Annotated in this window: 11 protein-coding genes; 2 read left to right on the top strand and 9 right to left on the bottom strand. The window is 48.5% G+C overall.

Annotation, left to right across the window (positions count from 1 at the left end):
* The 6 genes from pucD to allC all read right to left on the bottom strand — a co-directional run.
* On the bottom strand, nt 1–1,752 hold a 1,752-nt coding region (pucD, locus tag V6D42_RS10260; protein ID WP_333513147.1), incomplete at its 3' end, for a xanthine dehydrogenase subunit D.
* On the bottom strand, nt 1,753–2,586 hold the full coding sequence (gene pucC / locus V6D42_RS10265) for a xanthine dehydrogenase subunit C (RefSeq protein ID WP_333513148.1): 834 nt from the start codon (nt 2,584–2,586) through the stop codon (nt 1,753–1,755). It abuts the gene before it with no gap.
* A complete protein-coding gene (gene pucB, locus V6D42_RS10270; protein WP_333513149.1) occupies nt 2,525–3,190 on the bottom strand; it encodes a xanthine dehydrogenase accessory protein PucB in 666 nt (221 codons plus the stop codon). The genes pucC and pucB overlap by 62 nt, the downstream gene beginning before the upstream one ends.
* The gene (locus tag V6D42_RS10275; protein ID WP_442893236.1) at nt 3,187–4,173 is read right to left on the bottom strand and encodes an XdhC family protein; all 987 of its coding nucleotides are present in this window, start codon (nt 4,171–4,173) and stop codon (nt 3,187–3,189) included. Before V6D42_RS10275 ends, pucB begins: the two co-directional genes overlap by 4 nt.
* 230 nt (nt 4,174–4,403) lie before the next feature.
* Nucleotides 4,404–5,654, bottom strand: a complete 1,251-nt coding sequence (locus V6D42_RS10280) for a pyridoxal-phosphate-dependent aminotransferase family protein (protein WP_333513151.1) — start codon at nt 5,652–5,654, stop codon at nt 4,404–4,406.
* 16 nt (nt 5,655–5,670) lie between these two features.
* On the bottom strand, nt 5,671–6,909 hold the full coding sequence (gene allC / locus V6D42_RS10285) for an allantoate deiminase (protein ID WP_326203552.1): 1,239 nt from the start codon (nt 6,907–6,909) through the stop codon (nt 5,671–5,673).
* Nucleotides 6,910–7,378: 469 nt separating this feature from the next.
* Here allC and V6D42_RS10290 point away from each other — a divergent pair, with 469 nt between their 5' ends.
* Nucleotides 7,379–8,245, top strand: coding sequence for an endonuclease I family protein (locus tag V6D42_RS10290; protein ID WP_333513152.1), 867 nt, complete (start codon nt 7,379–7,381; stop codon nt 8,243–8,245).
* Between the two features lie 34 nt (nt 8,246–8,279).
* On the opposite strand, the gene V6D42_RS10295 is transcribed toward V6D42_RS10290, so the two are convergent.
* Nucleotides 8,280–9,383, bottom strand: coding sequence for an ABC transporter ATP-binding protein (locus V6D42_RS10295; protein ID WP_326203549.1), 1,104 nt, complete (start codon nt 9,381–9,383; stop codon nt 8,280–8,282).
* A 182-nt stretch (nt 9,384–9,565) separates the two neighbouring features.
* On the opposite strand from V6D42_RS10295, the gene frlR reads away from it, so the two are divergent.
* Nucleotides 9,566–10,294, top strand: a complete 729-nt coding sequence (frlR, locus tag V6D42_RS10300) for a transcriptional regulator FrlR (RefSeq protein ID WP_168748684.1) — start codon at nt 9,566–9,568, stop codon at nt 10,292–10,294.
* A gap of 24 nt (nt 10,295–10,318) precedes the next feature.
* Here the strand turns inward: frlR and V6D42_RS10305 are convergent, their stop codons facing one another.
* Together V6D42_RS10305 and V6D42_RS10310 are read right to left on the bottom strand one after the other, a co-directional pair.
* Nucleotides 10,319–11,173, bottom strand: a complete 855-nt coding sequence (locus V6D42_RS10305; protein ID WP_333513153.1) for a fructoselysine 6-kinase — start codon at nt 11,171–11,173, stop codon at nt 10,319–10,321.
* 13 nt (nt 11,174–11,186) lie between these two features.
* Nucleotides 11,187–12,089: a carbohydrate ABC transporter permease gene (locus V6D42_RS10310; RefSeq protein WP_333513154.1), complete on the bottom strand. Its 903-nt coding sequence runs from the start codon at nt 12,087–12,089 to the stop codon at nt 11,187–11,189.
* Nucleotides 12,090–12,092 lie beyond the last annotated feature (3 nt).

Genomic DNA, 12,092 nt, shown 5'->3' on the forward strand with positions numbered 1-12,092 from the left:
TGTTGTCGGAAAATCGAATGCTGTTTCCTCTGTCAAAGGGCCTTTTTCAGCAAGCTCTCTATACGTCACCACAAGCTCTTTTGTGTATAGATCACGTAAGCCTGCGGAGCCGAGAATAAGGTTTTCCGCTGAACAACCGCTCCATTCTGCGGCCCGTTTTTTCAGCTGAGCTAGAAACGGTTTCTTCAAACGCTGGATCGCGTGCCACACCATGCTGGTGCCGCGGGATGCTGTGGAGGAGCCTGACTTTGGCACTTTTGCTGTATCTCCGATGACAATGGAAATATCCTCAGCCGCGCAGCCCAGCTCTTCGGTGACAATATGTTCAATCGCGGCAAGTATGCCCTGCCCGCACTCTTCAAATCCAAATGAAGCCGTGATTTTGCCGTCACTTGAAAGGGAAAGACGCCCTCCTGCGGCATCCATCCGGCCATAGCCAAGCCCGCCGCCATGCATAGTAATCGCCGCCCCGACACCTCTTCGTTTATAACGAGACGTCTGATGTTTTCTTTTGAGAATAGGAGATGCAGAAATGATGTTCAACACTTGCGCCGCTCCGTCAGTGGGCGCAATCCGATGCTCAAGCGGCCCCGGGTCATGCGGTTTTCTGATATTTTTTCTTCGCAGCTCCAGCGGGTCAATGTGGAGCATGCTGCTGAGGCGATCAAGATGGGTTTCAAGCGCAAATGTGATTTGATTGCCGCCAAAACCCCGGAATTCTCCCGCCACCCCATTGTTCGTAAACACAGAGATCCCTTCAGTGCGGATATTAGGGATGCGGTACGGACCCGCGGCATGCTCAGCAGAAAAGTCCAGGACTGCCGGTCCCAGCGTGGCGTAAGCGCCTGTATCGGCAATGATTTTCACATCATGAGCCAGAAGCTTTCCTGTTTGATCAGCCCCTGTTTTGATCGTGATTTTCATTGGGTGGCGTTTGATTCCTGAGCGTACAGATTCCGGCCTCGTCTGATGAATTTTGACCGGGCGTCCGCTTTTACGGGCCAAAAGCGCTGCATACGGCTGAATATTCAGCTCATCCTTTCCGCCAAATGAGCCGCCCATCGGACTCGACACAATCCGAATCTTCTCTTCAGGAATACCAAAAATGCGGGCAAGCTGAAAACGGTCCTTGTAGCCGTGCTGAGTGCCAGCGTACATTGTAAAACCCCCGTCATGTTCCGGAACAGCTACGCCCCCTTCCGTTTCCATATACGTATGCATCTGCCGCGGCAGTTCGTAGGTTTCTTCAAGAATCGTGTGACACGATTGGAACCCCGCTTCCACATCGCCGTGCGAGAAAAACGCGCGATGAAGGATGTTCCCGTCCGGGTGCAGCATATGCGCATCTGGTCGGAGCGCTTTTTCCGGAGAATCAATGACCGTCAGCTTCCTGTACACCACGTGAATCAGCTCCAGCGCGGCTTCAGCAATGTCTTCCGTTTCTGCTGCGACGGCCGCCACTGCATCTCCGACATAACGTACTCTATCCTCGCATAGAACCGGCTGGTCAGGAATGACAATCCCAAAACGGTTTAAACCTGGAACGTCCTTATGGGTGACGACCGCTCGCACACCTTCCATTTCTTCGGCCTTTTTTGTGCAAATCGACACGATTTCCGCATGAGGATAAGCGCTTCTCAGGATTTTGCCATACAGCATCCCCGGAAAGGTGAGATCAGTCATATACTTCAATTCACCCGTGACCTTTCCCCTTCCATCCGGCCTTATTCTTGACGGTTTGCTTATGCCCATTTATTCCCCTCCCTCAATCAAAAGCTCGGACATGATGACGTTGGCAGCCGCCTTTTTTCTGTATGCCGCTGACACGAAAGCATCGGCTGAAAATGGCAGCTCCTTGATAAGTGTTTCGTACAGTTCAGGTGCCTCCCATTCAGGCTCCATCCATTTCCCTTCGCTCTCTATTAATCTTTTCGGCCTCATATCGGCATGGCCCGCTGCGAGGCGAATGTCACTGTCTTTCAGTAAACGTCCTGCCGTCACAGCAACCGCTCCGGTAAATGCCTGCCGCCTTCCCAGCTTGCGGAAAAACACACGATCTCCCTCTGGAAGCGGAATCATCACACGTGTCACGATTCCATGTGAATACGCTTCACTGGAGATCCATTCAGCAAGCGGCAGCCTGACAAGCTCCTTCTGATAAACGATGAGCTCCGCATCAAGCACAAGCAGGAGCGGTATCAAATCCCCTATTTTACTCGCTATGTTACCGCCAATTGTGGCCCGGCTTCGGATCCCCGGCGCTGCAACAGCAGAAACTGCATCACATAAGCAAGCCAGCTCCCGCTTAATGAGGCTGTTTTTTCTGCATTCATTCAGCGTGGTAAGCGCCCCGATCGACACGTGGGTGTCATCAGCGGTAATGCCTTTCATTTCTTCGATGGCTTCAAGGCTGATGAGATGCGTTTTTGGAAGAATTCCTTTGTCCCATTGGAGCTGGAGCAGCGTGCTGCCCGATGCTGCACACACATCTGGCGCAAACTGCTCCAATAGAGAAAATGCCTCATCAAGCGCTGCCGGCCTCCATAATTGAATGTTCATCCGCGCTTGTGTCACTTGTCCGTTCATGAATTCGCCTCCTAACAGTTTCATATTCCTCCGGTGTATCAATATCTTCCAGTTCCTCGCAATCTTTCACTACCACTACCGTTCCAATGCCAAGCTGCCCGTTTTTGAGCAGCCTGCGGGCACCCTCATCTCCCTTTAACTCCTTTACATATGGAAAACAGGCGGATGAGAAATAAATAGGCGGGCTGAGCGTACGCAAAGACGCTGACACGGCAAACATTTCGTGAGCCCTTGATATCAGGGCATTTACATGGTCGACGGAAAGCTGCGGCTGGTCACCCAACAGAATGACGACTCCGTCTGCCCCCATGCTTTCCGCTTTTCTCACCCCGCTGCTGACAGAATGCCCTTGGCCCTTTTCCGCTTCTTTACAGACATGCAGGCTCCAGCGATCCAGAAAAGGCGGTGAATAATATTGCTCCCCGATCCACTCAAGTGAAGCATGTTCTGTCCTCTCGACAATCAGCACATGGTCAAGACGGGATAATAGAGCTGCTTTTAATGAAGCCGATCCGATCGTTTCTCCTTTTAGCGGCAATGCCAGCTTGTTTGTGCCCATTCTCTCGCTTTTTCCGGCCGCCAAAAATACACCGATCATGCTCATATAACCACCAGCCGTTTTCGTGCTTGAAGGATTTCCGCAACGATGCTGACGGCAATCTCCTCTGGGCCTTCCGCGCCGATTTTCAACCCGACCGGACTGTAAAAATGAGCGGGCGGCTGTTTTCCATTCAGCAGCCGTTTCGTACGGTTTTCAGAGCCTAGAAGCCCGATATAATGAAGGTCTCGAGATAATAAGGATTCAACGATGACTTGATCGTGTTGAAAATGGTGAGTCGCCACAACAGCGAAATCCTGAGGCGAAAATTCAAATTCACTCAGCATCTGCTCCGGAAAGACAGTGATCAGCTGATCTGCTTTTGGAAAATGAGAGGCTGTGCAATACGCGGGCCGCCAATCTGTCACAATGACAGAAAATCCGGTCTCAGCCGCCAAATTGGCGAGCGGTATCATATCTGGACCTGCCCCAAACAGAATGAGACGCGGCTTCGGCTCAATATGCTGAATAAAAATGTTTGATGATCGATCAAAATGCGGCAAATGAAGCGTTGAAGCAGTGCGTTGAATGTCTTGAAGCGGCGCATCCGGCCAGTGCCCAAAATGCCCGGTCTCTGACAAAAACAGATAACGCCCTGACTGTGAGGATTCAATCTGTGTAACAGCTGTTACGGCTTTTCCTGCATAAAGGCAGTCTCTTACTCTTTCATAGTGCCGCTTTTTTTCCTGAGAGACTCGTTCCGCATAGATATGAATAACGCCATTGCAGCCGACTCCCATGCCCCATGAAAGATCGTCTTCAGCACGCATGTCATAGGATATAAGCGCTGTAGGCAGCTGATCGCCGAGCTCACCAATTCTTTGGGATAAATCCTCTTCCAGACACCCGCCGCTGAGCAAGCCAATTCTTTCTCCGTTTTTCTTAAAGAGCATGGTGGCGCCCGCTTTTCGATATGCGGAACCTTCAACTTGAACAATGGTCGCCAGCACAGCCTCATCCTGATATTCCAGAAGCGCATCTAAAATCATGTGAAAATACTCCAATGCCGCATCCTCCTCTCAAAAAATGCCGTAAGAAATAAAACATCATTTAATTGGGCCTTGTATAAAGAATAGATGAAAAAAGAAAAAATGACTCATGCACCGTCAGAAAATGCAACACAGAGAAAACGGATTTGTAAAAAGAGTCAAACAGACAAAATCAGATTGGAGAAAGAGCGAAAATTAAAAAAGCGTGCGGAATTCCGCACGCTTTTTCTTTAAATCGCCGTCTGGCTTTTAGCATCTTCATATACATCAAGCGCGGCCTGAAGTGCTTTTCCTACTTCAATCACAGCGCCGTGTCTGAGAAGCACAGCTTCTAATCCGGCAAGCACAAACAGTACGTTTTCCCGCCTGCAGCTGTAGCCCATCGTTCCAATTCTCCAAATCTTCCCGGCTAAAGGGCCGAATGAGCTGGCGATTTCGATTCCGAACTGCGCCAAAAGCATATGGCGGACTGACTCTCCATCTACGCCGTCCGGGATTTGCACACAGGTGACAACAGGCATTTTGCAGCTCTCATCCCCAAACAGCTTCAGCCCCATCGCTTTAATCCCTGCTATTAACGCGGCCTCATGGTGCTGATGCCGCTCGAAACGTGCGTTAAGGCCTTCATCAAGCACCAGTCTCACGCCCTCACGCAAGGCATAAAGCATCGTCGTCGCTTCTGTATGATGATTGAGCCGCCGTTCACTCCAATAATCCTCGAGCTGGCTCAAATCAAAATAATTGCTTATGATCGGGCGATTTCCGGAAAGCTGCGCCTTGTCTGCCTGGGTCGCAATTCCGCGTTCCACCTTTTTGCGCGCCGCAATGATATCTGCCACACGTTCATTATATGTAATCGGTGCCATCCCAGACGGAACAGACAAACACTTTTGCGTACCGCCGATAGCTGCGTCAATGTTCCATTCATCCACTTTCACCTCGCAGCCCCCAATTGTCGCTACCGCATCGACAATAAACAGTACATCCCGAGCACGGCACGCCTCTCCAATTGCTTTCAGCGGATGGATTCGGCCAGTTGATGTTTCCCCGTGCACCATGGCCACAATTTTCGGCTTCACCTTTTTCATTTCCCGTATAATATCGTCAGGGTCAAAAACCGTTCCCCACTCACACTCAATCGTATGAACATTCGCCCCGTACCGCTCAGCGATTTCAGTCAGCAAAAAGCCGAAGCGTCCGTATATCGGAATAAGCACGTCATCTCCCGGTTCAATGACACTCGCTAACACCGCTTCGATTCCCGCCCGTGATGTGCCGTCAATCGGATACGCCCAGCGGTTTTTCGTTTGAAACAATTCTCGGAGCATCTCCATTGTTTCATTCATGATATCGGTAAACGCCGGGTCAAATTGGCCGACAACCGGCGTGCTCATCACTCTTAATACACGCGGATCGACCTCTACGGGTCCCGGTGTCATAATTGTTCTTAACGGTGTACATAATTCTTTTTTGCCTGACACAGCCATTCCTCCTTCATCAGTAAGCCAGTTTATATAATAAATGAGTCAATGTGCGGACGCCGATCTCAAGCTGACGTGCAGAAGTAAATTCCTCCGGGGAATGGCTGATGCCGCCTCTGCTCGGCACAAACAGCATACAAGCAGGACAGCTCCTTCCGATCATTTGCGCATCATGCCCTGCCCCGCTCACCATTTCTTCACAGCTGATACCGTTTTCTGCCGCTGTCTCAAGAGCCTTGGCAGAAAGCGTTTCGTCCATCGGCACAGGCTCTATTCGCATATATTCATCAATCATGGCGTGAATCCCTTTTTCGTCACAAATACCGTTGATGACAGCTGTCATTTCTTCATGAAAATGCTCCAGCACACGCTGATGCTGATGTCGAATATCGATTGAAAACTGCACCCGTCCAGGTATGACATTAGCCACATTGGGCTCCACCGTCATTTTTCCGCATGTCAGGCGAAGCTCATCCGGCTGTTCTTCAGCACGAAGCAGCAGTTCATGAATCATTCGGCTGCTGGCTGCGAGCGGATCCTTGCGCCATTTCATGGAGGTGGTTCCAGCGTGGTTGCATTCTCCCTCAAGCGTAATCAAATATCTTCTCTGCCCGACTATACTTGTCACCACACCGAGATCTCGTCCTGACATTTCAAGCGTCTGTCCTTGTTCAATGTGAATTTCTATAAAAGCGTTGATATCTGTCCTGTGCGCTGAGGGATACACGCCTCTGCCAAAACCGTGGTCATGCATCGCCTCTTGTAATGAAACACCTGATCCGTCTCTCGGTACTTCCGCATGCTTCAATGACAAAGCACCCATCATATTCCCTGATCCCCAGTATGTCATCGGAAAACGGCTGCCCTCTTCCTCACATAAAGACACAGCCTCAAGCGTTTTTTTTGGCGATCCGTATGTTTCTTTGAGCTGCTTTAAAGCAAGCATTGCCGCAAGCACGCCATATGAGCCGTCATACTTTCCCCCATTGATCACAGTATCGATATGTGAGCCGGCTAAAATCACTTCATCCGGAGACTGGGTGCCCTGAAGCCTTCCAAAGACATTGCCGACATCGTCAAATCTGGCGTCAAGCCCAAATGCCGACATCTCCGCTTTCACGGCGAGCTGCGCGTCCATCCACTCTTTGGTGTACAAAAGTCTCGTTACCCCGCCATCAGCAGACACGCCGAATTGGGCAAGCCAATCAATGTAATCAGCAATGCCGCTTTTTACTGAAAGCCTCTGCTTTTCCATGTGCTTCCTCCTCTGGCCGTTATGGTGACTTCATTATAGAGGGAGGAAGCCATTAGTTCATCAGCACATAAACCAAAAAAATGTTTGTTTTTTAGTCATCATAACCAGTCTGCCATTCCATTTTAGAAAAAGCAGCCACTAAGGAAGAGAGTCAATAAGCAGCAAAGAATTTAAAAAAACAACAAGAGGAAAAAAAGGGGATGAAGTAGCGGGCAATATTTCAGTGAAGCAAGCGATGTGCAGACCGCAGCGTTTTTACAAGCGAATGAAGCAGCACTCGATCAAGGAACAGCGCTTGCCTAATATCAGCTGGAGCAAAAACGCAGACTAAAGATCCTGAAACAATAGAGTTCCGCCTCCTCCAAAGGTACTAATTTACAATTTTAATGAAAAATATACAAAATGACACTTCTAACCTTTCATTCAATTTTAGATAATAGACATGATCTGATCTAAAGGAGGGCAAGTGATGACAAAAAAAGCAAGGTTTCTGCCGCTCGTCTGTGTATTACTGATTTCCGGATGGTTTGCGCCCTCTGCTTCAGCAAGCGCGCAAACCGGATTGAACCTGAATGACCGTGCAGCTACTTCTCCCGCAGCCTCCGGAGGCATTCTCTCATTGGTCTCTCCCGCTGCACCATACACCGACACAGACACCTATTATGAAGGTGCTGAAGGAAAAAGCGGAGAGGCGTTAAAAAGCGCGCTGCACCGCATCATCAGCGGACATACGATGCTGTCTTACAGCGAGGTATGGAACGCGCTGAAAGAAACGGATGCAGACCCGGCCAATCCGAATAACGTCATCCTGCTCTATACGAATGAATCGCGTTCGAAAAACCTAAACGGCGGCAATGTCGGGGACTGGAACCGGGAGCATGTCTGGGCGAAATCCCATGGCGATTTTGGTACAAGCAAGGGACCCGGCACTGACGTTCATCACTTGCGACCAGCAGACGTCCAAGTAAACAGCGCCAGAGGCAACTTGGACTTTGACAACGGCGGCAACGAGTATGCGAAAGCGCCTGGAAATTACTATGATGGAGATTCATGGGAGCCCCGCGATGATGTGAAAGGCGATGTCGCCCGCATGCTGTTTTACATGGCTGTCCGTTATGAAGGAGATGACGGCTACCCTGACCTTGAGCTTAATGATAAAACAGGAAACGGCTCTGCTCCTTATCATGGAAAACAATCCGCCTTGCTTGAATGGAATAGGCAGGATCCTGTTGATGCCCGCGAAAGAAAAAGAAATGAAATCATTTATGAAAAATATCAGCACAACCGAAATCCATTTATCGATCACCCTGAATGGGCAGACGACATTTGGCCGTAAGAAAAAGGTGCTCCCCCCGAAGGGAGCACCTTTTCTAATACACAGCCTGTTCCGTTTCAGCATCGAAAAAGACGGCGTGATCCATTTTCACCGCCAGCTGAATCGAATCGCCCGCGGCGATTGGATTGCTGCCGTCCAGCCTTACCGTAAGCCGCTCGTTCCCGGCGCTGACATGCACAATCAGCTCAGATCCCAAATTTTCATTCACTTCCACTGTCGCTTTCAATACGGAATCAAACAGCTGATCATATCCAGTCATTTGTGCGATGTGCTCCGGCCGTACCCCGACAGTCATCTGTTTTCCGGCATAGCCTTTTTTCTTCAGCTGCTTCGCCTTTTCTTCAGGTATATGAAGCCGGATCGAAGAGTTTGTGAAAAACAGCTCGCCATGCTGCTCTTCAATTATGCCTTTGAAAAAATTCATTCCAGGAGAGCCAATAAACCCGGCCACAAATAGATTTGCCGGATAATGATAGATATCATGAGGCTTGGCCACTTGCTGAATTTCGCCTTCATTCATGACGACAATTCGATCACCCATCGTCATCGCTTCAGTCTGATCATGGGTGACATAGATAATGGTTGCTTCTAGCCGCTGGTGAAGCTTGCTGATTTCTGTCCGCATCGTCACTCTCAGCTTCGCATCCAGATTAGAAAGCGGCTCGTCCATTAAAAAGACCTTCGGTTCCCGCACGATAGACCTGCCGAGAGCCACCCTTTGCCGCTGGCCGCCGGAAAGCGCCTTCGGTTTTCTCTTCAGCAAATGCTCAATCTCCAAAATGTTTGCAGCTGCATGCACCCGCTCGGCAATTTCTTGTTTCGGCATTTTTCTGAGCTTTAATCCAAACGCCATGTTATCGAAAACAGTCATATGCGGATACAGCGCGTAGTTTTGGAACACCATCGCGATATCACGCTCCTTCGGCGGAAGATCATTGACCCGTTCCCCATCGATAAAGAGGCTTCCTTCAGAAATGCTTTCCAGCCCCGCCACCATTCGCAGGGTTGTCGATTTGCCGCAGCCTGACGGCCCCACCAGCACCAAAAGCTCCTTATCTTTTACATCTAAATCAAAATCCTTCACCGTTAATTGTGAATGATATGATTTTTTGACATGTTCAAATGTTAATGAAGCCATCAGAAAACGCCCCCTGTCTTTTTTCTCCGTTATTTCGTCACTGGAAACAACTCGGTCTTTCTGTTATTTTTAGAGTAATCAATTCCCATATTTGCTATATTTCTAAAATAAAAAACGCAAATTTGTATTATAACGTCATAATACATTATAATATAAATAATAGCTTAAAAGGAGGCTACCCCTTGTTAAACAACGGAAGTTCAACACCTTTATACATTCAGCTAAAACAAATCATAACAGATGACATTAAAAAGGGCTTGTATTCCCCGGCTGCCAAGCTGCCCACAGAAAACGAGCTTTGCAGCAAGTATAATGTCAGCCGCATTACCGTCAGAAAAGCCATTCTCGATCTGGTCGAAGAAGGCTATCTGATCAGGCAGCAGGGAAAAGGAACGTTCGTTAAAAGCCCTAAATTGAAGAGAGAGCTGATTGCAGTAAACGGCTACTCGGAATTTATGGAATCAACCGGAAAAAAGCCGAAGCACCAGGTTCTGTCCCATGAAATCATTCCAGCATCGAAACCGATTGCCGAAAAGCTTCAAATCAATACCGAGAGCCCTGTCGTTGAATTAAAACGGATTTTATATAATGATGATCAGCCGCTCACCTTTGAAATCACGCATTATCCGCTGGAGCTGTTTCCTGCCATCAATACGTTTATTGCGGACGGTGTATCTATGCATGATATTTTGAAGCAGCAATACCAAGTCGTTCCCACTCACAATACGAAACTATTAAACGTTGTATATGCCCAACAGGAGGAAAGCAAATACTTGGATTGCGATATTGGAGATGCACTGTTTGAAATCGATAAAACCGCATTTACCTCAAACGATCAGCCGATCTACTGCTCACTGTTTTTAATGCACACAAACCGTGTCACATTTACAATCAACAGCCCCTACACATAACAGGCATAAAAAACGAGACACTGCTTATAGTATTCTCGTTTTTTCACTGCTTCCCCCTTCCTCCAGGCGATAGGGATAGCCGTATCCGAATGCCCCGTACACTCCGCATGTTTTCGCAGCTGTTTCCGCTCCTTGGCGCAAAGCGTCCGCCATATTCTGCTTCTCACAGAAGGCAGTCAAAAATCCCGCGATAAATGAATCTCCTGCTCCGAGTGTATCAATTATATCAGCTTCCACAATCGGCTGATGATAGATTCGGTCTCCCGCAGACAGGATCGCCCCTTGCCCGCCGCGGGTCATGCAAACAATTTTTGCTCCGTACTCATGTGCCTTTTCTGCAAGCTGGCCGCACTCTGTCTCACTCAGATCGCTTCCTGAAAAGAACGCGTACGTCACATAAGGACAGACCTTTTTCAAATACTCATCCTCTCGATTAGTTGAAAAATCAAAAGAGACCGGAATCATACTGCACAGCTGCGGCAAATCGTTCTCAAGCCTGCTGTACACACTGGTATGCAGCAGATCATGCCCGCTGATAAAAGATAAGTCCTTTTCCTGCAACACAAGACGGAGACGCGACTGGATGCCGCCCTTATTCGATCGGACAAAGATCCGGTCCCCCTGTTCATCAAGGGTAACGATTGCCATTCCGTTTTCCCCATGCGCCTGCCGAATAAAATCCGCGTTAACCTTCTCCAATTTCAGCACATTCAGCAGATGAGCCGCGGCTTCGTCATTGCCGACAATTCCGATATAAGAAGCCTCATGTCCAAGCCGTTTTGCAAGCACTGCGACATTTAAAGCGTTTCCTCCCGGGTAGAATGTTTCTTGATCCTGATAGTAGTCTACAACGTTGTCTCCAACAGCAATTAATTTCATTGTGCTTCCTCCTTTATCCTTTTACGCTTCCGCTTGCAATCCCGCGGACAAAATATTTCTGCATAAATAAAAACAGAATAATAATCGGCGCAGCAGAAATCGTTAATCCCGCCAGCAAGACGCCCCAATCCGTCTGCAGTGCATCTCGGAACTGCATCAGCCCCGCCGGAATGGTCCGCAAATTCTCGTCATCTATGAAAATAATCGCAAACATAAACTCATTCCACGTATGGTAAGCCGTCAAAATGCCCGACGTCACTAAAATGGGCACACTCATCGGTAAGAAAATTCTGAAAAATACCCCAAAACTCGTACACCCTTCTAAATAAGCCGCCTCTTCCAATTCTTTAGAAATACAAAGAAAATAAGAGCGGATCAAAATGATGGTAAACGGAATCCGATAAGCCGCATAAGGCAATATCAAAGCCCAATACGTATTGTAAAGCCCCAGCGACTGAATAATGGAATACAGCGGCACAAGACTGACCTGAGGTGTCAGCATCAAACCGCCAAGACAAAGCACCAAAAAGAACCCTTTTCCTTTAAACTCGAACCTCGAAAGCCCGTACGCTCCCCATGCGCTGATAAAGACAGTGATTACACATGTCAGCGCCGTCACGATCACACTGTTCATAAAATAAGAAGAAATTCCCTGATTCCAGGCGGACACAAAATTCTCCGGGTGCCACGAAGACGGCAGCGACCAGCTATTCTCAAAAATATCATCCGAGCTCTTAAAGGCGCTCATGACCATCCATAAAAGCGGATAAGCAATCGCGATAAGATAGAGAAACAGAAAAACCAACACAGACGTTTCTCCGATATACCATTTTCGCCTCGGCTTTCTTTTCACCTCGATGTGCCGGTCAGGCACAGGCTCTAATCTGAATGAATCTGTCTTCTTTTGAGGCAGCATCTG

Source organism: Bacillus sp. 0909A (genome assembly GCF_036765115.1).
GTDB lineage: Bacteria > Bacillota > Bacilli > Bacillales > Bacillaceae > Bacillus > Bacillus mojavensis.

Coding starts and splice junctions, on each gene's coding strand:
- pucC (WP_333513148.1), bottom strand. CDS start 2,586: ATGAACGGACAAGTGACACAAGCGCGGATGAACATTCAATTATGGAGG.
- pucB (WP_333513149.1), bottom strand. CDS start 3,190: ATGAGCATGATCGGTGTATTTTTGGCGGCCGGAAAAAGCGAGAGAATG.
- V6D42_RS10275 (WP_442893236.1), bottom strand. CDS start 4,173: ATGATTTTAGATGCGCTTCTGGAATATCAGGATGAGGCTGTGCTGGCG.
- allC (WP_326203552.1), bottom strand. CDS start 6,909: ATGGAAAAGCAGAGGCTTTCAGTAAAAAGCGGCATTGCTGATTACATT.
- V6D42_RS10290 (WP_333513152.1), top strand. CDS start 7,379: ATGACAAAAAAAGCAAGGTTTCTGCCGCTCGTCTGTGTATTACTGATT.
- V6D42_RS10295 (WP_326203549.1), bottom strand. CDS start 9,383: ATGGCTTCATTAACATTTGAACATGTCAAAAAATCATATCATTCACAA.
- V6D42_RS10305 (WP_333513153.1), bottom strand. CDS start 11,173: ATGAAATTAATTGCTGTTGGAGACAACGTTGTAGACTACTATCAGGAT.
- V6D42_RS10310 (WP_333513154.1), bottom strand. CDS start 12,089: ATGCTGCCTCAAAAGAAGACAGATTCATTCAGATTAGAGCCTGTGCCT.